Below are 22277 nucleotides of genomic sequence, written 5' to 3' on the forward strand. Positions count from 1 at the left end.
TCAGTGCACCTCGGCCAGTTGGCCGTCTTCGCCCAGGCTCAGACGTACAAGCGCGCCGTGGCCCACCTCCACCTGCAGCAACTGCTCCTTGGGCAAACCGCGCGCGCGCGCCAGCAGCAGGCGCATGACGCCACCGTGGGTGACCAGTAACACCCGCTTGCCGGCATGCTGCTGGTGCAAGCGGGCGACAGCACCCAGCACCCGCTCTGCGAAGGCACTGACGGCCTCACCGCCGGGCGGCGTGTAGCTGTAAGGATCGGCCCAGAAACGCCCGAGCTCATCCGCTTGCGTCTGCATGATCTGCAAGGCGCTGCGCCCTTCCCACTCACCAAAATGCAACTCTTGCAGATCGGCCTCGCGCTGCACCGTCAAACCCAGCCGTTCACCCAGCTCATCGGCAAACCGCGCACAGCGCTGCAAGGGTGAGCTGACCAATACGTCCCAAGGGGCGCACTCACCCACGGCACTGCGCATCTGCGCCCAGCCCAGCTCGGTGAGGGCATCGTCCAGGCTGCCGCGCAAGCCGCCACCCTGCTCGGTTTCACCGTGGCGCAGCAGGTCGAGGATCATGCCGGGCGGTCCGCCACGGCTGCTTCGGCAAAGGTCGCCATCTGCCCGTGCAGCACGCAGGCCAGGCGCAACAGTGGCACCGCCAGCGCTGCACCGCTGCCCTCGCCCAGGCGCAGGCCCAGGGCCAGCAGCGGCTCGGCCTGCAAGGCATCGAGCAACGCCTTGTGCCCTGGTTCGGCACCTTGGTGGGCAAACAGCAACCAAGCCCGGCATTGCGGGTTGAGGCGCACGGCTACCAGCGCGGCGACGCTGCAGATGAAACCGTCCACCAGCACCGCAATGCCCTGCTGTGCACAGGCCAGGTACGCGCCGGCCAGGGCGGCGATCTCAAAACCACCCACACAGGCCAGCGCCTGCAGCGGGTCGTCGGCACGCAGACCGTGCAGCACCAGGGCCCGCTCGATCACTTCAGCCTTGTGGCGTACGCCTGCGGTGTCCAGGCCAGTGCCCGGGCCACTCAGTTCGCGCGCCGGGCAGCCCAGCAGGGTGCTGGCCAGCGCCGCAGCAGCGGTGGTATTGCCGATGCCCATCTCGCCACCGATGAACAACTGCGCGCCGCTCTGGGCAGCGCGCAGGACGCTGTCACGGCCGGCTTGCAGGGCTGAGCGCAGCTGCACCTCGGTCATCGCCGGCTGGCGGGCGAAGTTGGCGGTACCGCCCCCCAGGCGCAGGTGGCGGACACCCGGCAATTCCAGATGCGGGTCGATGGTGCCGAGGTCGACCACTTCCAGGCTTGCCTGCAGTTGGCGGGCCAGCACGCTGATCGCCGCGCCGCCGCCGACGAAGTTGCGCAACATCTGCCCGGTCACCGCCTGCGGATAGGCCGAAATGCCCTCCTCGACCACGCCATGGTCACCGGCAAAAATAGTGATGGCGACCTGATCCAGGTTCGGCCGCTCAACCCCCTGCAGCCCGGCCAGGTGCACTGCCAGGGCTTCCAGCTGGCCGAGCGACCCGGCAGGTTTGGTCAGCTGCTGCTGACGGGCGCGGGCCTGATCCATGGCGGCGGTGTCGAGAGGTTGGCAGGCGTCACGCCACCAGGTCGGGTTCATAGAGCAGGTCCTTTGAGCATCAGGGGCAGGCCGGCGACGGTGAGTACCACGCGCTGGCAACGTTCGGCGACGGCCTGGTGCAGCCAGCCGGCCTGGTCGACATAGCGCCGGGTCAGCTCGCCCATGGGCACTACGCCCAGGCCGGTTTCATTGCTGACCAGAATGATCACGCCGGGCAATTGCACCAGGCAGTCGAGCAGTGCATCGCGCTCTTGAGCCAGGCGCTGATCGTCATCGAGCATCAGCAGGTTGGTCAGCCACAGGGTCAGGCAGTCCACCAGCAGGCAGCGCCCTTCGGCAGCTTCGGCGCGCAGCACGGCTGCCAGGGCGAGCGGCTCTTCGATCAGTGCCCAATCGCTTGGCCGGCGCTGGCGGTGCAGGCGTACCCGTTCGTTCATTTCGCCATCCAGGGGTTCGCTGGTGGCGATATAGGTTACCGGCAGGCCGCTGTCGGCTGCCAACTGCTCGGCCAGGCGGCTCTTGCCCGAACGGGCACCACCGAGGATCAGGTTGCGCATGTCAGGCGACCCCACAAAGTTTTCGCAGCTGCGCGGTGTCCAGGTGCTTTTCCACCAGGTCGGCCAGGCGCTCGATATCCCGCTCGCGCAGGGCCTCATAATCGATCTGCTGCACGTGCGCCAGGCCCGCCCAGCGCAGCAGCGCTGCGCACGACTGGCGGCCTTCGAACAGGCCATGCAGGTACGTGGCGAGGATCTGCCCGTCGGCACTGATGGCGCCGTCGCTGCGGCCATCGGCCAGTTGCACGGCGGGGCGCTGCAGCGCAGGGCCTTGGGTGACGCCGGCATGGATCTCGTAACCGGTCACGGGCGACTGTTCGAGGCTCAAAGCCCCCGCCACGTTGCGCAGTTGCTTCTGGGCCTCAAGCACCGTGGCGTAATCGAGCAGGCCCAGCCCCGGGCTGGACCCGGCAGGCCCCTCGAGGCCGAGCGGATCATGCACCTCCCGGCCCAGCATCTGCAGGCCGCCACAGATACCGATGAGCTTGCCGCCGTAGCGCAAGTGCCGGGCGATGGCGGTGTCCCAACCGCGCTCGCGCAGTTGCGCCAGGTCGCCACGCACGCTTTTGGAGCCAGGCAGGATGATCAGGTCGGCAGGCGGAATCGGCTGGCCAGGGCCGATGAACTGCAGGTCCACCTGGGGGTGCAGGCGCAACGGGTCGAAGTCGGTGTGGTTGCTGATGCGCGGCAGCACCGGCACGATCACCTTGAGCACGCGCTCATCCTTGGCCGCCTGGCGTACATCGATGCCGTCTTCGGCCTCAAGGTGCAGGTCGCTGACATAAGGCAGCACACCCAACACCGGCTTGCCCGTGCGCTGCTCCAGCCAGTCCAGGCCTGGCTGCAGCAGGGCGATGTCGCCACGGAAACGGTTGATGACGAAGCCCTTGACCCGGGCCTGCTCGGTCGGCGACAGCAGTTCCAGGGTACCGACCAGGTGGGCGAAGACGCCGCCGCGATTGATGTCGGCAACCAGAATCACCGGGCAGTCGACCGCTTCGGCAAAACCCATGTTGGCGATGTCACCGGCACGCAGGTTGATCTCGGCAGGCGAACCCGCACCTTCGACCATCACCACCGGATACACGCCACTGAGGCGCTGATGGGAGGCCAGCACCGCCTGCATGGCGATAGCCTTGTAGTCGTGATAGGCCACCGCGTTCATGCTGGTGACCGCGCGGCCATGGATGATGACCTGGGCGCCGGTGTCACTGTTGGGCTTGAGCAGCACCGGGTTCATGTCGGTGTGCGGCGCCAGCCGGCAAGCCTGGGCCTGCACCGCCTGGGCGCGACCGATCTCACCGCCATCGGCAGTCACCGCGCTGTTGAGTGCCATGTTCTGCGGTTTGAACGGCACCACGGCCACCCCCTGGCGCAACAGCCAACGGCACAGGGCGGTAACCAGCGTGCTCTTGCCGGCGTCGGAGGTGGTGCCTTGCACCATGAGGGTGGTCATGCCGTTTCCTTCTGATAATCGGTCAGGGCCTGGGCCAGGCGCTGCTCTTCAGCGGCGCTGGCGGGCAGGCCCAGGCGCACGGCAGGCGGCTGTTCGAACAGGCGCACCAGGATGCCGCGGCGGGCGAGAAAGTCATGCAGGTGCGCTGCGCGCTCGCAGCGTACGTACTGGAACAGGTCGCAACCACCCGCGGGCGCAAGGCCGGTGCTTTTCAGCAGCGTGGCAAGCCGTTGGCTGGCGTGGGCACAGCGCTCGATCTGCAGCGGGTGGGCTGCCAGGTCGGCGAAACACGCCTGGGCCAACACCCGGGTCGGGCCGCTGACGGTCCATGGGCCAAGCAGGTCGGCCAGGCGCTGCAACAACGGCAGTTCGGCCGCCACGCAGCCCAGCCGCACACCGGCCAGGCCGAAGAACTTGCCGAACGAGCGCAGCACAATCAGCCCGGGGCGGTCGGCACAACCGACCACGCTGTGCTCGGGCGTGTTGTCCATGAAGGCTTCATCGACCACCAGCCAGCCGCCACGCTCGGCCAAGCGGGCATGCCATGCAAGCAGGCGGTTGGGGGGCACGCGATGACCGGTCGGGTTGTTCGGGTTGACCAGCACCAGCACATCGAGGCTGTCCAGATACGCCTCGACCTGGCTTTCATCCAGCTCGACCAGCTGATGCCCGGCCCGTTGCCAGGCCTGCGGATGCTCGGCATAACACGGCGACAGCACCCCCACGCGACCGCTCGGGCGCAGATGCGGCAGGGCCTGGATCGCTGCTTGCGAGCCCGCTACCGGCAGCAACTGGCCAACACCGTAATACTGGCGGGCCGCCTCTTCGAGGCCGTCTTCGGTCTCGGGCAGTCGCGCCCAGGCGTGCGCCGGGATCGCCGGCACAGGATAAGCCCACGGCGCAATACCGCTGGACAGGTCGAGCCAGGCCTCCCGTGCAATCCCGTATTGCCGTACTGCCCTGAGCAGTCGGCCGCCATGTTCAAGCATTGCAGTAGGCTCCCACGCAGATCACCAGCAACCACAACCACACGCCACGCTGTACCAGGGCCCAGCCGCGCTCGATGGCACCGGCATCGGCCATCGGCCCTTCGCCCAGGCGCGGGCGCTCGTGCAGCTCGCCGTGATACACCGCCGGGCCACCGAGTTCGACACCCAGCGCACCGGCACCGGCCGCCATCACCGGCCCGGCGTTGGGGCTGTCCCACAACGGGCCCTGCTTGCGCCAGCAGGCCAGGGCCAGGCGGGTCTTGCCGAGCAAGGCGTAGGTCAATGCCACCAGCCTTGCGGGAATATAGTTGAGTACATCGTCGATGCGCGCCGCGCACCACCCGAAGCGTTCAAAACGTTCATTGCGGTAGCCCCACATGGCATCCAGCGTATTGCTCAAGCGGTACAGGACCACGCCCGGCGCACCGGCCACGATGAACCAGAACAGCGCGGCGAACACTGCATCGCTGCCGTTCTCCAGCACCGATTCGGTTGCGGCCCTGGCCACGGCCGGCTCATCGAGTTCGCGGGTCTCGCGGCTGACCAGGTAACCGACGCGGCGCCTGGCCTCCTCCAGATCACCCTGGCGCAAGGCACTGGCCACCGGCAGCACATGCTCGCCAAGGCTGCGCAGGCCCAGCGCGCAATACAGCGCCAGCACGTCAACCAGCCAGCCAATGCCGGGCAGCCAGGAGAGGATCAGCGCCACCAGGGTCAAGGGCACCACTGCCAGGAACCAGGCACTCACGCCGTGGCTGCGCCAACCGCGCCCGCCGGCATTCAGGCGCTGCTCCAGGCTCGACGCCAGGTTACCGAAGGCCACCAGCGGATGGCGCCGCTGCGGCTCGCCGAACAACGCATCCAGGGCCACGCCGGCCACGGTCAGCAAGGCGACGCTCATGGGCGCTCCCCCCATTGGTTTTCATACAGCATGTCGCTCAAGGGCCGTTCTTCGGCCCAGTTTTCCATCACCAGCATGGGTGCCGGATAGAATTCGGTGACAGGCCCAAGGCACAGCACCGCCACCGGTTTGGCGCCGGCTGGCATCCCCAGCAGTGCGGCCAGTGCCTGTGGGTCGAACAGCGAGACCCAGCCCAGCCCCAGCCCTTCGGCGCGGGCCGCCAGCCACAGGTTCTGAATGGCGCAGGCGAGCGAGGCGAGGTCCATTTCCGGCAAAGTCCGCCGGCCGAAAATGTGTGGCTCGCGGTTGTCCATCAACGCCGCCACCCACACTTCGGCGCAGTCGCTGATGCCTTCTACCTTGAGCTTCATGAATGCGTCGGTGCGCTCGCCCAAGGCGTGGGCCGTGCGCACCCGCTCCTGCTCCACCAGCGCCTGGATACGCCCGCGCAGCTCACCCTGGCTGATGCGAATGAAACGCCAAGGCTGCATCAGGCCAACGCTGGGGGCCTGGTGCGCGGCAGCGAGCAGGCGGCCGAGCACTTCAGGCGCAACGCTGCCGCCGGCGAAGTGGCGCATGTCGCGGCGCTCGCCGATTGCCCGGTAGACGGCCGCGCGTTCGGCATCACTGAAGGCGTGCTCGCTCATGGCCGCAACAGCGCCGCCGCCGCCTCAGGGTTGGAGGGGAAATAGAAGTGCACATAGGATGCCGTGAGCCGACCAAGGCGATAGACCGCCTCGTTGCCGCGCCCGCCGTTCGGGCTCTGGCCGCGGGCGATGGGCTGCAGTTCGGTGCTGGTCAGCGAGTGGTGGTAGGTGTGGCCGCGCAGGGTGCCTTCGGGCAGTTCCACAGCCTGCAGGGCCAGCGCCGCCAGGCGTTTCTGCATGGTCGCCTCGCCGGGCAGCAGGCCAAGCAGTGCGGCACGCTCGCCGGCCACATCGGTCAGGGCATCGAGCAGGTAAAGCATGCCACCGCACTCGGCCAGCAACGGCTTGCCTGCGCCGTGGTGCGCACGGATCGCGGCGCACATCGGTGCGTTGGCGGCCAGCGCATGGTGATGCAGCTCAGGGTAGCCGCCCGGCAGGTACAGGCTGTCCACGGCGGGCAGCTCGCGGTCGTGCAGCGGCGAGAAGAACGCCAGCTGTGCGCCCAGGTTGCGCAGCAGGTCGAGGTTGGCGCCGTAGGTGAAGGCAAACGCTTCGTCCCGGGCAATGCCAATGCGCACACCCGCCAGCGAGGCGCTGCACGTCGGTACGTCCGGCGCGGCGAATGCCACCGGCGGCGGCAATGCGGCATCGCAGCTGCTGCCCAGTGCTTGGGCGGCAGCGTCCAGGCGCGCGTCCAGGTCATTCAGCTCGCTGGCCTGAACCAACCCCAGGTGGCGGCTGGGCAGCTCGATACCGCGCTCGCGCGACAGCCCGCCGTACCAGCGCAGGCCCTCGGTCAGGCTACCTTCGAGCAACTGCGCGTGGCGCAGGCTGCCGACACGGTTGGCGAGCACGCCAGCGAACGGCAGGTCGGCCTGGTAGCGCGCCAGCCCCAGGGCCAGTGCACCAAAGGTCTGGGCCATGGCCGTACCATCGATCACGGCCAGCACCGGCACGCCAAAGTGGCGCGCCAGGTCGGCACTGGATGGGGTGCCGTCGAACAGGCCCATGACACCCTCGATCAGGATGAGGTCGGCCTCACCCGCCGCTTCCCACAGCAGGCGCCGGCTTTCCTGCGCACCGATCATCCACAGATCGAGCTGGTACACCGGCGCCCCACTGGCACGCTCGAGGATCATCGGGTCAAGAAAATCAGGCCCGCATTTGAACACACGGACCTTGCGCCCCAGGTTGCGGTGCAGGCGGGCCAGGGCCGCAGTCACGGTGGTCTTGCCCTGGCCAGATGCCGGTGCTGCGATCAGAACGGCTGGGCAGTGGCGCGTCTGACTCACAGTTCGACGCCCTTCTGCGCGCGGATACCGGCCTGGAAGGCATGCTTGAGCATACCCATCTCGGTGACAGTATCGGCCAGCTCGACCATTTCGGGCTTGGCCGCGCGGCCGGTGACGATCACATGCTGCATGGGGGGGCGCGCCTGGATATCGCCCAGCACCTGATCGAGGTCAAGGTAGCCGTGCTTGAGGGCGATGTTCAGCTCGTCGAGCACCACGAACTGGACGCTCGGGTCCTGCAGCAGCTGGCGCGAAACCGCCCAGGCTGCCTCAGCGGCGGCAATGTCGCGCTGGCGGTCCTGGGTTTCCCAGGTAAAGCCTTCGCCCATCACGTGGTAGCGCACCTGCTCGGGGAAGCGCCGGAAGAACAGCTCCTCGCCGGTGCTGTTGCGGCCCTTGATGAACTGCACCACACCACACTGCATGCCGTGGCCCAGGGCGCGTGCGAGCATGCCGAACGCCGAGCTGCTCTTGCCCTTGCCATTGCCGGTCAGCACCAGCAGCAGGCCGCACTCGTTAGGGGAATTGGCGATGCGCTCGTCGATGATCGCCTTCTTGCGCTGCATACGCGCCAGGTGACGTTCGTCGCGTTCGGTGGTTTCGCTCATGGGGGTCTCCGCAGGCTGTCGCCCCGCAAAATACGGCGACAGGTCGATAGGCGGGCAGACGGAGAACGCGCAGGAGCCGTGGCCAGATGCCACGGTGCACCGCGCATCACCCTCCGTGATGCCGTTGGCAGTGACAGGCCGGTCTCCGGGCTCGTGAGCGGGCGTTGGCCCGGGCCTGCGCGCCTTCCCGGATACTGGTATCCAGTGGCCGTGCGCGGCTTTTGACTCACCTACCGTTGCGGGGGCAGCGCCGGACTCGCACCTTGCAGGCGCACACCGGCTTCCCAGTTTCACCCTGCCCAGACGGGCTGGCAGGGCACCTGAAACACGCGCGAAGGTTAGAGTGTTGCACCGGGAGCGTCAATCGAAGGGCGGGGATTTCGCTTGAGGGTTCAGGCGCTCTTGATAGAGAGCGCGGCCTGCGCGGCGCGCATCGGCCACCTTGCGAGTGGCCGGTTTCGCCATCAGGGGTTCTGTGCCAGGTGCCCCTGGGTAATCACCCGTTTTGCCTGCAGGTAGGCTTTGGACCAGTAGCTGTTGGACAGGTAGTCCAGGCGCACGGTGCCACCGGTGGACGGAGCATGCACGAACCGCCCTTCGCCCACGTAGATGCCGGCGTGGCTCACCTGCGAGCCACCGCTGGTAGCGAAGAACACCAGGTCGCCCGATTGCAGTGAGTGAACGTCTACGGTCGGCGCACGCATGACGATCATTTCTCGCGTGGAGCGAGGCAGGCTGATGCCCGCCGCGTCCCGGTAGACGTAGTTGATCAAGCCACTGCAATCGAAACCGGAGTCGGGAGTGTTGCCGCCCCAACGATACGGCGTACCCACCAGGCCGATTGCGCGGATCAGCACGTCGTTGGCAACCGGGGACGCTATGGGTTGGCTGTACGGGACCTGTGGCTGTACCACAGGCGCCGGTGCCGGGGCACGGCCGGAGCAGGCGGCAAGCAATGCCACCAGGGAAAGGAGTGCGAAGCGCGCCATCATCACCATGGCCAGAACATCCTGTCTGAGATCGCTGGGCTGCAACCGAAAAGTGTTGAGAATTTAGATTAGACGCATTCTGTAAATGCGCACGGCGACGAGCTTTTCAAGCATCGTCGCCGCGGCAGGGTACATCATTTTGATATCAGTTGCGTGCGATATTGCTCGCTGGCGCCATGGCCAAGGCGCGCTTGGCTTCAATGAAGGTCTTGCTCCAGTAGCGATCACCGAGGTTGTCGATGCGCACACCACCGCTGCGGCGGCTGCTGGAATGGATGAACTGGTTGTCGCCAAGATAGATGCCAGCATGGCTGACACGGCCACGGCCATTGGTGCTGAAGAACAGCAGATCACCTGGCTTGAGCTTGTTGCGGGCAACTTTGGGCGCATCGACCTTGATCATTTCGCGGGTCGAGCGCGGCAGGTTCATGCCGGCCTCTTCGCGGAACAGATAGCCGATGAAACCGCTGCAATCGAAACCGGATGCCTGCGAGGTACCACCGAAGCGGTAACGGGTACCGATCAGGGACATGCCGCGCTCCAGGATGCTGTCGGCCAATACTGGCAACTGATAAGGCTTGCTGTTGCTGGAGAACGCCTGAAGGTCATCTTCAGTGGCCAGCTCTTGCTGCTCGCCGAATACGGACGATACCGAAGCCTTGGCCTCGGGCGCCGACTGGGAGGCGACCGGGGTGTGATCCTGGGGCTGGGAAACAGGGCCTTGGGCCGCGCAGCCAATCAGCAGGGTCAAGAGTGCGAGGGGCACGAGGGGTGCGAAGCGCTTGAGCATGGGCACGACCGTGTCTGTAGTCCTTTAGAAGGGGGAAACTATGCCTTCTATCAGGGCCATTTGCAAATTTTATCGAAAAAGATGTGACTTTTCCGTTTTGCCGCTCAAAGCCCCGTATTTAAGGGCTTACCAGCCGAGCGTTTCTTTCAGGAACGGGATGGTCAGCTTGCGCTGCGCCTGCAAAGAAGCCTGATCGAGCCGCTCGAGCAGGTCGAACAGCGCACTCATGCTGCGCGTACCACGGGTAAGGATGAAATGGCCGACTTCGTCGGTCAGGTGCAGGCCACGGCGCGAGGCGCGCAATTGCAGGGCGCGCAGCTTGTCTTCATCAGACAGGCCGCGCATCTGGAATACCAGCGCCAGGGTCAGGCGGGACTTGAGGTCGGGCAGCTTGATCGGCAGTTCGCGCGGCGAGGCCGAGGCCGCCAGCAGCAGGCGCCGGCCGCTGTCGCGCAGGCGGTTGAACAGATGGAACATCGCCTCTTCCCACTCCGCCTTGCCGGCAATCACATGCAAGTCGTCGATGCACACCAGCTCGTACTGCGCCAGGTAATCGAGCAACCCGATGCCCCGGTCGAGCAACTGCGCCAGCGGCAGGTACACAGCGGCTTCGCCACGCTGCTGGAAGCGGTGTGTGGCAGCCTGCAACAGATGGCTACGGCCCACACCCTGCTTGCCCCACAGGTAGATGAGGCTCTCGGTCCAGCCGGCGTCGGCTTCGCACAGCCGCTCGACGTAGCCCAATGCCGCTGCATTGGCGCCCGGATAGTAGTTGATGAAGGTGGCGTCATCGCGCAGGCGCACACCCAGGGGCAACTGGATCGGTGGTTTCATGCTCGCGGGCGGTCGGGGGACCACAGGGGGCCTAGGGTGATCGGTGTGCAAAGTCTATACCCGCAATGCGGGGGGCACAATCGCGAAGGCACGTAGCACAAGCAAAATCAACGAGTTGCAAGGCAGTCTGGCTTATAGATCAGGGTCGACCTCCCCCGCGTACATGTCCGATTCCTTGTACAGGTCATGCACATGGCGCAGCAGCACCATGACCACTGCCGCCACCGGCAAGGCCAGCAGCACGCCGGTAAAGCCGAACAGTTCGCCCCCGGCCAGGATGGCGAAGATCACCGCCACCGGATGCAGGCCGATACGGTCACCCACCAGCAACGGTGTCAGCACCATGCCTTCCAGCGCCTGGCCGACAATGAACACTGCAACGATACCCAGCATCGGGTACAGATCGCCGCCAAACTGGAACAGCCCGGCCACCAGCGCCGCACCGATGCCAATGATGAAGCCCATGTAGGGCACGATGGCCGCCAGGCCGGCCAGCATGCCGATCAGCAGCCCCAGCTCCAGCCCCACCAGCATCAGCCCGGCGGAATAGATCACGCCGAGCGCCAGCATGACCATCAACTGGCCACGCACGAACGCCCCCAGCACCTCATGGCATTCTGCGGCCAGCCCGACCACCTGCGCCTCGCGCTGGCGCGGCAGCAGGCTGCGCAACTTGGCCATCATCAGGTCCCAGTCGCGCAACAGATAGAAGCCCACCACCGGGATCAGCACGAAGTTGGCCAGCCAGGCCAGCAGCGCCAGGCTCGACGCAGTGGCCTGGGACAGCAGCATGCCGACGATGTCGGTGGTCTGGCCCATGTGTTCACTGACGGCGGCCTTGATCTTGTCGAACTTCCAGAACCCGTCGGCCAGGCCCAGGCGGCTCTGTACCCAGGGCAGCGCCACATGTTGCAACCAGTCGAGCATCTGCGGCGTCAGTTCGTACAGGCGCACCAGCTGTTTGGCCAGCATCGGGATCAGGATGAGCAGCAGAACCAGCAGGATCAAGGTAAACAGGCTGAATACCACCACCACGCCCCAGGTCCGCGACAGCCCCATGCGCTCCAGGCGATCGACCAGCGGGTCGGCCAGATAAGCCAGCAGGATACCCACCAAAAAGGGTGAGAGGATGTTGTGCAGGCCATAAAGAAGCAGGGCAATCAGCAGGGCCGCACCCAGCCAGATCCAACGGCGCATATCAGTCATGGTCGCTCTTCCTTACCAGCGAAAACGCAGGCCGTCGAACGGTTTGGGGGCTACGGCAGCCGTTGCAGGTTGCCCTGCCGCAGCCTCGGTTGCGGGTGCAGGCGTTGCCGGGGACGGGACGGGAGGCGCCTGCTCAGCCGGGACTTCCTGCAACTTGGCCAGGCCCAGCTGCGCGCGCAACTGCTCAGCGTTGGCAGTGACGCCGTAGGTCAACGTCTTGCCGTCGGCCATTTGCAGGCGCGGGCCGTAAGGTTCGAGAACGCGGTTCAGCTCAGCGTAACGCTGCAGGTTCGCGCCTTGCACCTGCACTTGCAACTGGCTGCTGGCACCTGGCCGGGTTACGTAACGTGGCGCCAGGCGGTTGCTGACGGCCAGCATCACGGCATCGGCCAATGCGGCCTGGTCGGCGCCTTCGGCGCTACCTTGCTCGCGCTTGTCGCCCAGCCACAACTGCCATTTGCCCTGCCACTTGCCGTCGGTTTCAAGCGCGTGCACTGCCAACAGGGCGTCGGCGCCATAACGCTCGGACGCTTCGCGCAGGGGCGCCGGGTCGCTGCCTTCGAGCTGCTTGGCGTTGGCCACCAGTTGTTCCTGCAGGTCGGCCAGCGGCAGGCGCAATGGCAGGCCGCGGTGCTGGGCGGCACGGCGCAGGGACTGGGCGCTGGCCTGGCCATCGCCAACCAGGCTGCTGCCCTCGACACTGTCGTTGAGCCACCAGCCGAGGATCGACGGCCGGTTGCTGCCCCACAGCGCCAGCCCGGCCTTGCGCAAGGCCCGTTCGGTGCTGCCCGGGTCGAACTCGACCATCACCGACTCAGGCGGGCCGGCCTCGGTACCGACCTGGTTGATGACCTGTTGCGGGTCCTTGCGCAGTTCGGCCAGCGCCGGGTTTTGCGGCGCCTTGGGGTCGCCGGTCAGGCGCAGCACCAATGTATCGAGCGCCTTGGTGGTGGCTACGGCGCGGGCTTCAGCGCCCTGCCCTTCGAGCGGTTCGCGCACCTGATAGAGCCCGGCAACGTTTTCGGCCTGGGCGGCAATACTGACCAAGGCAAGGCAGCCGGCTGACAGATAATTGAGAAGACGCATTGAGGATTCCTGTCCAGTCGAGCTTCAAGCTGCAAGCTTCAAGCTGTAAGAAAAAGCAGTCAGAACCCCAACGCTTTCGCTTGCGGCTTGGGGCTCACTGCTTGCAGCTTATACAGAAGGAACTGCATCAACCACCCGCGAGCCTTTTTCAGCAATTTACTGCCCTGCCCGTCGGCCTGAGGATGGCCGCTGCACGGCAACCCTGATAAAATCGCGCGCCTTCACAGACCTCTGACGTTTCAGGCAGCCGCCGCTCCCCAGCCGGCCTTGGCCGTCACGGTCGTTTTTACGAATCCCTCCCTCTTAAAGGCCTGGATCAATGAGCAAGCAACCCTCCCTGAGCTACAAGGACGCCGGTGTAGACATCGACGCCGGCGAAGCACTGGTCGAACGCATCAAGGGCGTGGCAAAACGCACCGCACGCCCTGAAGTCATGGGTGGCCTGGGTGGCTTCGGCGCCCTCTGCGAGATCCCGGCCGGCTACAAGCAGCCGGTGCTGGTCTCCGGCACCGACGGCGTCGGCACCAAGCTGCGCCTGGCGCTGAACCTGAACAAGCACGACAGCATCGGCCAGGACCTGGTCGCCATGTGCGTCAACGACCTGGTGGTCTGCGGCGCCGAGCCGCTGTTCTTCCTCGACTATTACGCCACCGGCAAGCTCAACGTCGACGTCGCTGCGACCGTGGTTACCGGCATCGGCGCCGGCTGTGAACTGGCCGGCTGCTCCCTGGTTGGCGGCGAAACCGCCGAAATGCCGGGCATGTACGAAGGCGAAGACTACGACCTGGCCGGTTTCTGCGTCGGCGTGGTGGAAAAGGCCGAGATCATCGACGGCTCCAAGGTCGCTACCGGCGACGCGCTGATCGCCCTGCCGTCTTCGGGCCCGCACTCCAACGGCTACTCGCTGATCCGCAAGATCCTCGAAGTGTCGGCAACCGACATCGAGAACACCCAGCTCGACGGCAAGCCGCTGACCGACCTGCTGATGGCGCCGACCCGCATCTACGTCAAGCCACTGCTGCAACTGATCAAGCAGACCGGCGCCGTCAAGGCCATGGCCCACATCACCGGTGGTGGCCTGCTGGACAACATCCCGCGCGTTCTGCCGAAAAACGCCCAGGCCGTGGTTGACGTGGCCAGCTGGCAGCGCCCTGCGGTATTCGACTTCCTGCAGGAAAAAGGCAACGTCGATGAGCACGAGATGCACCGCGTACTGAACTGCGGCGTGGGCATGGTCATCTGCGTGGCGCAGGACCAGGTCGACGCAGCACTGAATGTTCTGCGCGCAGAAGGCGAGCAGCCTTGGGTCATCGGCCGCATCGAACAAGCCGCTGAAGGCGCTGCCCAGGTCGAGCTGCAGAACCTCAAGGCACACTGATGCCGAGCAAGCCCTGTAATGTTGTGGTACTGCTGTCGGGTTCGGGCAGCAACCTGCAAGCCTTGATCGACAGCAGCCGTGGTGAACACAGCCCGGTACGCATCGCTGCGGTGATTTCCAACCGCGCCGACGCCTACGGCCTGCAACGCGCGGCGGCGGCGGGTATCGCCACCGCCGTACTGGACCACACCGGCTTCGACGGCCGTGAAGCCTTCGATGCGGCGCTGATGGCGCGCATCGACGGCTTCGCGCCCGACCTGGTGGTGCTGGCCGGCTTCATGCGTATCCTCAGTGGCGGCTTCGTGCGCCACTACCAGGGCCGCCTGCTCAACATCCACCCGTCGCTGCTGCCCAAATACAAGGGCCTGCATACTCACCGACGGGCCCTGGAGGCAGGCGACGCCGAGCACGGCTGCAGCGTACACTTCGTCACCGAGGAACTCGATGGCGGCCCTCTGGTCGTACAGGCTGTGGTACCGGTAGTGTCAGGCGATAGCGCCGAAAGCCTGGCCCAGCGGGTACACCAACAGGAACACCAGATCTACCCGCTGGCAGTGCACTGGTTTGCCGAGGGGCGCTTGCGCCTGGGCGAACAGGGTGCATTACTGGACGGCCAGCCACTGCCGGCCAGTGGCCATTTGATCCGACCCTAGGAGAATTTATGCGTCGCGCCCTGCTCTTGGCTCTCGCCGTGCTCGCCCTGCCCCTCCAGGCAGCCGACTTGAAACCCTTCTCGGCCAGCTACACCGCCGACTGGAAGCAACTCCCCATGAGCGGCACTGCCGAGCGCAGCCTGGTCAAAAATGCCAACGGTACCTGGGACCTTAATTTCAAGGCTTCCATGATGATCGCCAGCCTGACCGAGCAAAGCACCCTGCGCATGGACAACGACACCCTGCTGCCGCAGAAGTATCACTTCGAGCGTGGCGGCCTGGGCAAAGCCAAGAAAGTCGACCTCACCTTCGACTGGAACGGCAAGAAAGTCACCGGCAGCGATCGGGGCGATGCCGTCAGCCTGCCGCTCAACCGCGGCGTGCTGGACAAGTCCTCCTATCAGCTGGCGCTGCAGCATGATGTGGCCGCCGGCAAGAAAAGCATGACCTACCAGGTGGTCGATGGTGACGAGATCGACACCTACGATTTCCGCGTGCTGGGTACCGAAAAGGTCACCACCAAGACTGGCCAGGTCGAGGCGGTCAAGGTCGAGCGCGTGCGCGACCCGAGCCAGAGCAAGCGCATCACCGAGCTGTGGTTCGCCAAGGACTGGGACTACCTGCTGGTACAACTGCGCCAGGTCGAGACCGATGGCAAGGAGTATGTGATCGTGCTGCAGGATGGTACGGTCGACGGCAAGTCGGTCAAAGGCAACTAAGCCGCAGCCCGCAAGATCCGTAGCCCCGCCCTGTGCGGGGCTTCTTTTTGCCTGGGCCACATGAAACTTGTTTCATGGTCATTTTATTTACTTAGGCTGCTAACAAACTCTATAAAAGAAGTGCGCGACATTATGTCGCAACCAACTGAGCAGTGGAGTTTAACGATGACAGTCCAAGTAACCGAACGCGACGAATCGAAAATGTCCCACGAAGGCCTGGCCGCAGGCGTGCGGATCTGGGATGTGCACCAGCAAGGTGAATTGGTCGGGATGTTCCACAACGAACACGAAGCCCACCAATACCGGGCAGAGCTTGAAGTGCTGGAAAACCAGCGCGCTACGCAATGACCCACACAGTCTTTTGATTTGGGGCCGCTTTGCGGCCCATCGCCGGCAAGCCAGCTCCTACAGGTACCGCGCAGGCCTCAAGTACTGCGAAATTCCTGTGGAGCTGGCTTGCCGGCGATGGGCTGCGAAGCAGCCCCAATAGGCGTTACCGCTTAGGCGGGGGTTTTCATGCTTACCACATCAAGTCGTCCGGGATCTTGTACGCAGCGTACGGATCGTCCTCATCCGCTTCCTCGACATGGGTGTTGAGCAGCAGGATGCGATGGGGGTCGCGCTCCTGGATCTTCACCGCTGCCTCGCGAGGGATGACTTCGTACCCCCCACCAAACGACACGATCGCCAGCGCGCCATTGCTCAGCTTGCTGCGCATCAGGGCGTTCACCGCAATGCGTTTGACCTTCTTGTCGTCGACGAAGTTGTAGTAGTCCTCGGTGGTGAGCTTGGGCAGGCGAGTCGCCTCGATCAACTGCTTGATCTGCGCGGCACGGGCCTTCTGTTCGGCCTTTTCCTGCTGCTGACGGTTCAGTTCCTGGTCACGCTTGGCCTTCTCGGCCATGGCTTCCTTGGCCAGGCGCTGCTGGGTATCGTCGACTTCGACCTGGCCCTTGTGCTCCAGGCGTTTCTGTTTCTTTTGGGCCTTGTTGGCCTGGGAGACCTGCTTCTGGTTGACCAGACCGGCCTTGAGCAATTGATCGCGAAGGGAAAGACTCATGGATGTTCACTCACTTATTCAGCCACTCAGCCGCAGCTGGGCAGGTTCTTTTCCTGACGTTTGGCTTCCCCCCAAAGGGCGTCCAGTTCGTCAAGGTTACACGATTCGATGGGGCGACCGCTGTCGCGCAATGCCTGTTCGATAAAGCGAAAACGCCGTTCGAACTTGCGGTTGGCGCGACGCAGTGCGTTTTCCGGGTCTTGCTTGAGATGGCGGGCCAGGTTGACGGCGGCGAACAGCAGGTCGCCGACTTCATCCTCGAGGGCCTCGGCATCACCGTCGGCCATGGCCTGCAGCACTTCGTCGAGCTCCTCGCGGACCTTGTCCAGCACCGGCAAGGCGTCTGACCAGTCGAAACCGACGGTGGCGGCACGTTTTTGCAGTTTGGCCGCCCGCGACAGGGCAGGCAGTGCAGCCGGCACATCATCGAGCAGCGACAGCTGTTCGGGCTCGCTTTTCTCGGCGCGCTCCTGGGCCTTGATTTCTTCCCAGCGTGACTTGACCTGGGCCTCGCTCAGGCTGGGCGTGTCCAGCGGTGCGTACAACTCACCGGTGGGAAATACATGGGGGTGACGGCGGATCAGCTTGCGGGTAATGGCATCGACCACACCGTCGAACTCGAAACGCCCCTCCTCCCGGGCCAGCTGGCTGTAGTAGACCACCTGGAACAGCAGATCACCGAGTTCGCCCTGCAGGTGCTCGAAATCCCCGCGCTCGATGGTGTCGGCAACCTCATAGGCCTCTTCGATGGTGTGTGCCACGATGCTGGCGTAGTTCTGCTTGAGGTCCCACGGGCAACCGTACTGCGGGTCGCGCAGCCGGGCCATGAGGTGCAGCAGGTCTTCGAGGGAATAGGTCATGTAAGCAGGTCCTTCGGCGGTGACTTCGTCGCGGGCAAGCCCACGAGAAGCCACCGCAGTTTCAAGGGGTACGATTACGCCGCGTCTCGATGATGTTCGGCAACTGCGAAATCCGGCCCAGCAGACGCCCCAGCGCATCCAGGCCCGGGATCTCGATGGTCAGCGACATCAGCGCGGTGTTGTCTTCCTTGTTCGAGCGAGTGTTGACCGCCAGCACGTTGATCTTCTCGTTGAGCAGCACCTGCGACACGTCACGCAGCAAACCTGGGCGGTCGTAGGCACGGATAACGATATCGACCGGGTAGGTCTGCACCGGTATCGGCCCCCAACTGACCTGGATCATGCGCTCCGGCTCACGCCCTGCCAACTGCAGCACCGAGGCACAGTCCTGGCGGTGAATGCTCACGCCGCGGCCCTGGGTGATGTAGCCGACGATGGCATCGCCCGGCAGCGGCTGGCAGCAGCCGGCCATCTGCGTGAGCAGGTTGCCGACGCCCTGGATCTGAATGTCGCCACGCTTGCCAGTGCGCGGGCCGGTAGGCTTGCGTGGTACCAGTTCGATCTGCTCGATACGCTCGGGTTCGAGCAACTGCTGGGCAGCGTTGACCAAATGCGCCAGGCGCAGGTCACCGGCACCGAGCGAGGCGAACATGTCCTCGGCGGTCTTGACGTTGGTCTTCTCGGCCAGGCGTTCGAAGTCTACCTGCGGCAGGCCCAGGCGGCTGAGCTCGCGCTCGAGCAACGTCTTGCCGGCGGCGACGTTCTGATCGCGGGCCTGCAGCTTGAACCAGTGGACGATCTTGGCCCGGGCCCGCGAAGTGGTGACGTACCCCAGGTTGGAGTTCAGCCAGTCACGGCTCGGGTTGCCGTGCTTGCTGGTGATGATCTCCACCTGCTCGCCGGTCTGCAGGCTGTAGTTGAGCGGCACGATGCGCCCGTTGATCTTGGCGCCACGGCAGTTGTGGCCGATCTCGGTGTGCACGCGGTAGGCGAAGTCCAGCGGCGTGGCGCCCTTGGGCAGGTCGATGGCATGGCCGTCGGGGGTGAATACATAGACCCGGTCCGGCTCGATATCGACCCGCAACTGCTCGGCCAGGCCACCGATGTCGCCCAGTTCCTCATGCCATTCGAGCACCTGACGCAGCCAGGAGATCTTTTCTTCGTAGTGGTTGGAGCTGGGCTTGACGTCGGTGCCCTTGTAGCGCCAGTGGGCGCAGACGCCAAGTTCGGCCTCTTCGTGCATGCCGTGGGTACGGATCTGCACTTCCAGTACCTTGCCCTCGGGGCCGATCACCGCGGTGTGAAGCGAGCGGTAGCCGTTCTCCTTGGGGTTGGCGATGTAGTCGTCGAACTCTTTGGGAATGTGCCGCCACAAGGTGTGGACGATACCCAGCGCGGTATAGCAGTCGCGCACTTCCGGTACCAGCACGCGCACCGCACGTACGTCGTAGATCTGGCTGAATTCCAGGCCTTTGCGCTGCATCTTGCGCCAGATCGAATAGATGTGTTTCGCCCGCCCACTGATGTCGGCGTTGACCCCGGTGGCCAGCAGCTCGTTTTGCAACTGGTTCATCACATCACTGATGAAGCGCTCACGGTCCAGACGGCGCTCGTGCAAAAGCTTGGCGATCTGCTTGTACTGATCGGGTTCCAGGTAGCGGAAGGACAGGTCTTCCAGCTCCCACTTGATGTGGCCGATGCCCAGACGATGGGCCAGCGGCGCATAGATGTCGAACACCTCACGCGCCACACGCAGACGCTTCTCGTCATCGGCGGACTTCACCGCACGGATCGCGCAGGTACGCTCGGCGAGCTTGATCAGCGCCACGCGCACATCGTCGACCATCGCCACCAGCATCTTGCGCAGGTTCTCGACCTGCGCCTGCGAGCCCAGCACCAGCGACTGGCGCGGGCTGAGGCTGGCACTGATGGCAGCCATGCGCAGCACGCCGTCGATCAGCTTGGACACTACCGGGCCAAAACGCTGCCCGACCTCGGCCAGGGTCACCTTGCCTTCGCGCACGGAGCGGTAGATCACCGCCGCCACCAGCGAATCCTGGTCGAGCTTGAGGTCGGCGAGGATTTCGGCGATTTCCAGGCCGGCCTGGAAACTGGAGGTACCATCGGCCCAGGAATGCTTGGCCGGGTTGCCCTTTTTCTCGATTTCCTGGGTGAACTCGCAGGCCTCTTCGAGTGCCGCGCGATCCAGTGCCGAATCGACGCTCACCACATGATCCAGCCATGCTTCGAGATTGATACTGCCGTCCGTATTGACCGGCTGGTGCACTCTCACCTGTACCATCTTTGTTTTACCTTTCCATACAGCGCACCACTCGGAGCGCTGGCTATCACCGTGCGGCTCCCAGTCCATGGGAACCGCACCAAGGGGCCAGCCTGCTAGCCCGCTTCGAATAACGCCATGGCCTCGACATGCGCCGTCTGAGGAAACATGTCGAGAATCCCGGCCCTTTTTAACCGGTACCCTTGGCCGACCAGCACCTGGGCGTCTCGCGCCAGCGTGGCCGGGTTGCATGATACATAAACCAGCCGCTTGGCCTTGAGGCGTGCGATGCCTTGCACCACCTCGAAAGCACCGTCGCGCGGTGGATCCAAGAGTACCGCAGAAAAGCCCTCGGCGGCCCATCCGGCGCCTGCCAAAGGCTGGGATAAATCGGCCTGAAAAAACCGTGCGTTATGCACATTGTTGTCTCGGGCATTGGCCGCAGCCCGATCGACCATGGCCTGCACACCTTCGACCGCCACCACTTCCCGCGCCTGGCGGGCCAGCGGCAGGGCGAAATTGCCCAGGCCACAGAACAGGTCGAGCACTCGCTCGTCGGCCTGCGGAGCGAGCCAGGCCAGAGCCTGCTCGATCATTGCGGTATTGACCTGGGCGTTGACCTGAACGAAATCACCCGGGCGCCAGGCCAGCTCCAACTGCCAAGGCTGCAAGGTGAAGCCCAGCTTCGCGCCAGCATCCACCGGCACCGGTTCACCTTCACCCTGCAGCCACAGCTGCGCCTTGGCCTCGCTGCAGAATGCCTGCAGACGCGCCAGGTCATCGGCCGGCAGCGGCGCCACGTGGCGTACCAGCAGCGCTTGGGCCGTGCCGCTGAACAGCTCGACGTGGCCGATGGCCTGGGGCTTGCCCAGAGAACGCAGCACGGTCGGCAGATGCCGCAGAATCGACTGCAAAGGCTGTACCAGCACGGCGCAGTCGTCGATGGCGACGATGTCCTGGCTGGCCTCGGCACGGAACCCTACCTCCAGCTGACGCGCTTTGACATCCCAGCGCACCGCCACGCGCGCCCGCCGCCGATAGCCGAATTCCGGCCCGCTCAATGGCGCCGCCCATTCTTGCGGTTGCACACCGGCAACCCGTTGCAGCTGTTCGGCCAAGGTACGCTGCTTGAGCGCCAGCTGCGCCTCATGCGGCAGGTGCTGCAAGTTGCAGCCGCCACACCGCTCGTAATGGCGGCACGGCGCCTGGCGGCGCTCGGGGCTGGCCTGCAGCACACGCTCCAGGCGCGCCTCGACTACCTTGCCACGGGCATTGAGCACGCGTGCCTCGACCGCTTCACCGGCCAGGGCGCCGCTGACGAACCAGGTGCGCCCGTCGCAAAAAGCGATGCCACGGCCGTCACCGGCCAGGCGCTCGATCTCCAGGCGCTGCTTTTTGCCCACAGGGACCTGGGGCGTGCGGTTACCGCCGGCCGGCTGAAAGCGCAGGCCGCTGTTGGTTTTCTTTCTGGACATTTAGCTCGGGTCGAACAGGCCGGTGGACAGGTAACGGTCGCCACGGTCGCAAATGATCGCGACCATTACCGCGTTTTCCACTTCACGGGACAGGCGCAGCATGGCTGCGACCGCACCACCGGAAGACACGCCGCAGAAAATGCCCTCTTCACGGGCAAGGCGGCGCATGGTGTCCTCAGCTTCGTGCTGGGACATGTCCATGACGCGGTCAACGCGGGTGGCATCGAAGATTTTCGGCAGGTACTGCTCGGGCCAGCGGCGGATGCCCGGAATGGCCGAGCCTTCCATCGGTTGCAGGCCAACGATCTGCACCGCCGGGTTCTGCTCCTTGAGGTACTGCGAGCAGCCCATGATGGTGCCGGTGGTGCCCATGGAACTGACGAAATGGGTGATGGTGCCCTGGGTCTGCTGCCAGATTTCCGGGCCGGTGCTGTTGTAGTGGGCAATCGGGTTGTCGCCGTTGGCGAACTGGTCCAGAACCAGGCCGCGACCTTCGGCCTGCAGCTTCTCGGCCAGGTCGCGAGCGCCTTCCATCCCCTCTTCCTTGGTCACAAGGATCAACTCGGCACCGTAGGCGGTCATCGCTGCCTTGCGCTCTGCGGTGGAGTTGTCGGGCATGATCAGGATCATCTTGTAGCCCTTGATCGCTGCCGCCATGGCCAGGGCAATGCCGGTATTGCCGGAGGTGGCTTCGATCAGGGTGTCGCCGGGCTTGATCTGACCGCGCAGTTCGGCGCGGGCGATCATCGACAGGGCCGGGCGGTCCTTCACGGAGCCTGCCGGATTGTTACCTTCGAGCTTGAGCAGGAGGGTATTGCTGGTTTCTCCAGCGATGCGCTGCAGGCGAACCAGGGGCGTATTGCCGACGCAATCGGCGATGGTTGGGTACTGCAAGGTCATGGTGTATTTCACA

Annotated in this window: 23 protein-coding genes and 1 riboswitch; of the genes, 4 read left to right on the top strand and 19 right to left on the bottom strand. The window is 64.8% G+C overall.

What is annotated here, in order from left to right; translation table 11 throughout:
• From cobC to EGJ09_RS24245, 14 genes are all read right to left on the bottom strand, one after another.
• On the bottom strand, nt 1-570 hold the full coding sequence (cobC, locus tag EGJ09_RS24180; protein ID WP_125924959.1) for an alpha-ribazole phosphatase family protein: 570 nt from the start codon (nt 568-570) through the stop codon (nt 1-3).
• Entirely contained in the window at nt 567-1622 is a 1056-nt protein-coding gene (gene cobT / locus EGJ09_RS24185; RefSeq protein ID WP_115272972.1) for a nicotinate-nucleotide--dimethylbenzimidazole phosphoribosyltransferase, read from the bottom strand. Before cobT ends, cobC begins: the two co-directional genes overlap by 4 nt.
• Nucleotides 1619-2140: a bifunctional adenosylcobinamide kinase/adenosylcobinamide-phosphate guanylyltransferase gene (gene cobU / locus EGJ09_RS24190; protein WP_039601510.1), complete on the bottom strand. Its 522-nt coding sequence runs from the start codon at nt 2138-2140 to the stop codon at nt 1619-1621. Before cobU ends, cobT begins: the two co-directional genes overlap by 4 nt.
• A gap of 1 nt (nt 2141) precedes the next feature.
• Nucleotides 2142-3596, bottom strand: coding sequence for a cobyric acid synthase (locus tag EGJ09_RS24195; RefSeq protein ID WP_046787441.1), 1455 nt, complete (start codon nt 3594-3596; stop codon nt 2142-2144).
• Entirely contained in the window at nt 3593-4585 is a 993-nt protein-coding gene (gene cobD / locus EGJ09_RS24200) for a threonine-phosphate decarboxylase CobD (protein ID WP_125924960.1), read from the bottom strand. Before cobD ends, EGJ09_RS24195 begins: the two co-directional genes overlap by 4 nt.
• On the bottom strand, nt 4578-5486 hold the full coding sequence (gene cbiB / locus EGJ09_RS24205; protein ID WP_115272975.1) for an adenosylcobinamide-phosphate synthase CbiB: 909 nt from the start codon (nt 5484-5486) through the stop codon (nt 4578-4580). Before cbiB ends, cobD begins: the two co-directional genes overlap by 8 nt.
• Nucleotides 5483-6133, bottom strand: a complete 651-nt coding sequence (gene bluB / locus EGJ09_RS24210) for a 5,6-dimethylbenzimidazole synthase (RefSeq protein WP_125924961.1) — start codon at nt 6131-6133, stop codon at nt 5483-5485. The genes cbiB and bluB overlap by 4 nt, the downstream gene beginning before the upstream one ends.
• Nucleotides 6130-7425, bottom strand: coding sequence for a cobyrinate a,c-diamide synthase (locus tag EGJ09_RS24215; protein ID WP_046787445.1), 1296 nt, complete (start codon nt 7423-7425; stop codon nt 6130-6132). The genes bluB and EGJ09_RS24215 overlap by 4 nt, the downstream gene beginning before the upstream one ends.
• A complete protein-coding gene (cobO, locus tag EGJ09_RS24220) occupies nt 7422-8033 on the bottom strand; it encodes a cob(I)yrinic acid a,c-diamide adenosyltransferase (RefSeq protein WP_012313146.1) in 612 nt (203 codons plus the stop codon). The genes EGJ09_RS24215 and cobO overlap by 4 nt, the downstream gene beginning before the upstream one ends.
• A gap of 118 nt (nt 8034-8151) precedes the next feature.
• Nucleotides 8152-8372, bottom strand: a riboswitch (cobalamin riboswitch).
• A gap of 125 nt (nt 8373-8497) precedes the next feature.
• Nucleotides 8498-9031, bottom strand: coding sequence for a C40 family peptidase (locus tag EGJ09_RS24225; protein WP_046787446.1), 534 nt, complete (start codon nt 9029-9031; stop codon nt 8498-8500).
• 136 nt (nt 9032-9167) lie between these two features.
• Nucleotides 9168-9812 carry a C40 family peptidase gene (locus tag EGJ09_RS24230; protein WP_125924962.1) on the bottom strand — a complete coding sequence of 215 codons (645 nt, stop codon included), beginning with the start codon at nt 9810-9812 and terminating at the stop codon, nt 9168-9170.
• Between the two features lie 126 nt (nt 9813-9938).
• The gene (gene hda, locus EGJ09_RS24235) at nt 9939-10646 is read right to left on the bottom strand and encodes a DnaA regulatory inactivator Hda (RefSeq protein WP_039601502.1); all 708 of its coding nucleotides are present in this window, start codon (nt 10644-10646) and stop codon (nt 9939-9941) included.
• Nucleotides 10647-10778: 132 nt separating this feature from the next.
• Nucleotides 10779-11852 carry an AI-2E family transporter gene (locus EGJ09_RS24240; RefSeq protein WP_125924963.1) on the bottom strand — a complete coding sequence of 358 codons (1074 nt, stop codon included), beginning with the start codon at nt 11850-11852 and terminating at the stop codon, nt 10779-10781.
• A gap of 12 nt (nt 11853-11864) precedes the next feature.
• Complete coding sequence (locus EGJ09_RS24245; RefSeq protein ID WP_125924964.1) at nt 11865-12938, bottom strand: DUF2066 domain-containing protein; 1074 nt, start codon at nt 12936-12938, stop codon at nt 11865-11867.
• Nucleotides 12939-13257: 319 nt separating this feature from the next.
• Between EGJ09_RS24245 and purM the strand changes: the two genes are divergently transcribed.
• The 4 genes from purM to EGJ09_RS24265 all read left to right on the top strand — a co-directional run bounded on the left by purM (nt 13258) and on the right by EGJ09_RS24265 (nt 16036).
• Nucleotides 13258-14316: a phosphoribosylformylglycinamidine cyclo-ligase gene (purM, locus tag EGJ09_RS24250; protein ID WP_125924965.1), complete on the top strand. Its 1059-nt coding sequence runs from the start codon at nt 13258-13260 to the stop codon at nt 14314-14316.
• Nucleotides 14316-14969, top strand: coding sequence for a phosphoribosylglycinamide formyltransferase (purN, locus tag EGJ09_RS24255; RefSeq protein WP_046787450.1), 654 nt, complete (start codon nt 14316-14318; stop codon nt 14967-14969). Before purM ends, purN begins: the two co-directional genes overlap by 1 nt.
• An 8-nt stretch (nt 14970-14977) precedes the next feature.
• Nucleotides 14978-15688, top strand: coding sequence for a DUF3108 domain-containing protein (locus EGJ09_RS24260; protein WP_012313136.1), 711 nt, complete (start codon nt 14978-14980; stop codon nt 15686-15688).
• A gap of 165 nt (nt 15689-15853) precedes the next feature.
• Nucleotides 15854-16036 (top strand): hypothetical protein, encoded by a 183-nt coding sequence (locus tag EGJ09_RS24265; protein WP_119688400.1) that lies wholly within the window; start codon nt 15854-15856, stop codon nt 16034-16036.
• A 172-nt stretch (nt 16037-16208) separates the two neighbouring features.
• Here the strand turns inward: EGJ09_RS24265 and EGJ09_RS24270 are convergent, their stop codons facing one another.
• The 5 genes from EGJ09_RS24270 to cysM form a co-directional block, all read right to left on the bottom strand.
• A complete protein-coding gene (locus tag EGJ09_RS24270) occupies nt 16209-16748 on the bottom strand; it encodes a DUF2058 domain-containing protein (RefSeq protein WP_012313134.1) in 540 nt (179 codons plus the stop codon).
• Between the two features lie 26 nt (nt 16749-16774).
• Nucleotides 16775-17608: a nucleoside triphosphate pyrophosphohydrolase gene (mazG, locus tag EGJ09_RS24275; protein ID WP_125924966.1), complete on the bottom strand. Its 834-nt coding sequence runs from the start codon at nt 17606-17608 to the stop codon at nt 16775-16777.
• A gap of 61 nt (nt 17609-17669) precedes the next feature.
• Complete coding sequence (gene relA / locus EGJ09_RS24280) at nt 17670-19910, bottom strand: GTP diphosphokinase (protein WP_046787452.1); 2241 nt, start codon at nt 19908-19910, stop codon at nt 17670-17672.
• A 95-nt stretch (nt 19911-20005) separates the two neighbouring features.
• Nucleotides 20006-21364 (bottom strand): 23S rRNA (uracil(1939)-C(5))-methyltransferase RlmD, encoded by a 1359-nt coding sequence (rlmD, locus tag EGJ09_RS24285; RefSeq protein WP_125924967.1) that lies wholly within the window; start codon nt 21362-21364, stop codon nt 20006-20008.
• Entirely contained in the window at nt 21365-22264 is a 900-nt protein-coding gene (gene cysM, locus EGJ09_RS24290; protein WP_039602020.1) for a cysteine synthase CysM, read from the bottom strand.
• Nucleotides 22265-22277: the final 13 nt, after the last annotated feature.

The organism is Pseudomonas sp. p106 (assembly GCF_003936645.1).
Lineage (GTDB): Bacteria > Pseudomonadota > Gammaproteobacteria > Pseudomonadales > Pseudomonadaceae > Aquipseudomonas > Aquipseudomonas putida_E.

Excerpts from the sequence above, each read along its gene's own strand:
- cobC (WP_125924959.1), bottom strand. The coding sequence starts at position 570 with ATGATCCTCGACCTGCTGCGCCACGGTGAAACCGAGCAGGGTGGCGGC.
- cobT (WP_115272972.1), bottom strand. The coding sequence starts at position 1,622 with ATGAACCCGACCTGGTGGCGTGACGCCTGCCAACCTCTCGACACCGCC.
- cobU (WP_039601510.1), bottom strand. The coding sequence starts at position 2,140 with ATGCGCAACCTGATCCTCGGTGGTGCCCGTTCGGGCAAGAGCCGCCTG.
- EGJ09_RS24195 (WP_046787441.1), bottom strand. The coding sequence starts at position 3,596 with ATGACCACCCTCATGGTGCAAGGCACCACCTCCGACGCCGGCAAGAGC.
- cobD (WP_125924960.1), bottom strand. The coding sequence starts at position 4,585 with ATGCTTGAACATGGCGGCCGACTGCTCAGGGCAGTACGGCAATACGGG.
- cbiB (WP_115272975.1), bottom strand. The coding sequence starts at position 5,486 with ATGAGCGTCGCCTTGCTGACCGTGGCCGGCGTGGCCCTGGATGCGTTG.
- bluB (WP_125924961.1), bottom strand. The coding sequence starts at position 6,133 with ATGAGCGAGCACGCCTTCAGTGATGCCGAACGCGCGGCCGTCTACCGG.
- cobO (WP_012313146.1), bottom strand. The coding sequence starts at position 8,033 with ATGAGCGAAACCACCGAACGCGACGAACGTCACCTGGCGCGTATGCAG.
- EGJ09_RS24225 (WP_046787446.1), bottom strand. The coding sequence starts at position 9,031 with ATGGTGATGATGGCGCGCTTCGCACTCCTTTCCCTGGTGGCATTGCTT.
- EGJ09_RS24230 (WP_125924962.1), bottom strand. The coding sequence starts at position 9,812 with ATGCTCAAGCGCTTCGCACCCCTCGTGCCCCTCGCACTCTTGACCCTG.
- hda (WP_039601502.1), bottom strand. The coding sequence starts at position 10,646 with ATGAAACCACCGATCCAGTTGCCCCTGGGTGTGCGCCTGCGCGATGAC.
- EGJ09_RS24240 (WP_125924963.1), bottom strand. The coding sequence starts at position 11,852 with ATGACTGATATGCGCCGTTGGATCTGGCTGGGTGCGGCCCTGCTGATT.
- EGJ09_RS24245 (WP_125924964.1), bottom strand. The coding sequence starts at position 12,938 with ATGCGTCTTCTCAATTATCTGTCAGCCGGCTGCCTTGCCTTGGTCAGT.
- purM (WP_125924965.1), top strand. The coding sequence starts at position 13,258 with ATGAGCAAGCAACCCTCCCTGAGCTACAAGGACGCCGGTGTAGACATC.
- purN (WP_046787450.1), top strand. The coding sequence starts at position 14,316 with ATGCCGAGCAAGCCCTGTAATGTTGTGGTACTGCTGTCGGGTTCGGGC.
- EGJ09_RS24260 (WP_012313136.1), top strand. The coding sequence starts at position 14,978 with ATGCGTCGCGCCCTGCTCTTGGCTCTCGCCGTGCTCGCCCTGCCCCTC.
- EGJ09_RS24265 (WP_119688400.1), top strand. The coding sequence starts at position 15,854 with ATGACAGTCCAAGTAACCGAACGCGACGAATCGAAAATGTCCCACGAA.
- EGJ09_RS24270 (WP_012313134.1), bottom strand. The coding sequence starts at position 16,748 with ATGAGTCTTTCCCTTCGCGATCAATTGCTCAAGGCCGGTCTGGTCAAC.
- mazG (WP_125924966.1), bottom strand. The coding sequence starts at position 17,608 with ATGACCTATTCCCTCGAAGACCTGCTGCACCTCATGGCCCGGCTGCGC.
- relA (WP_046787452.1), bottom strand. The coding sequence starts at position 19,910 with ATGGTACAGGTGAGAGTGCACCAGCCGGTCAATACGGACGGCAGTATC.
- rlmD (WP_125924967.1), bottom strand. The coding sequence starts at position 21,364 with ATGTCCAGAAAGAAAACCAACAGCGGCCTGCGCTTTCAGCCGGCCGGC.
- cysM (WP_039602020.1), bottom strand. The coding sequence starts at position 22,264 with ATGACCTTGCAGTACCCAACCATCGCCGATTGCGTCGGCAATACGCCC.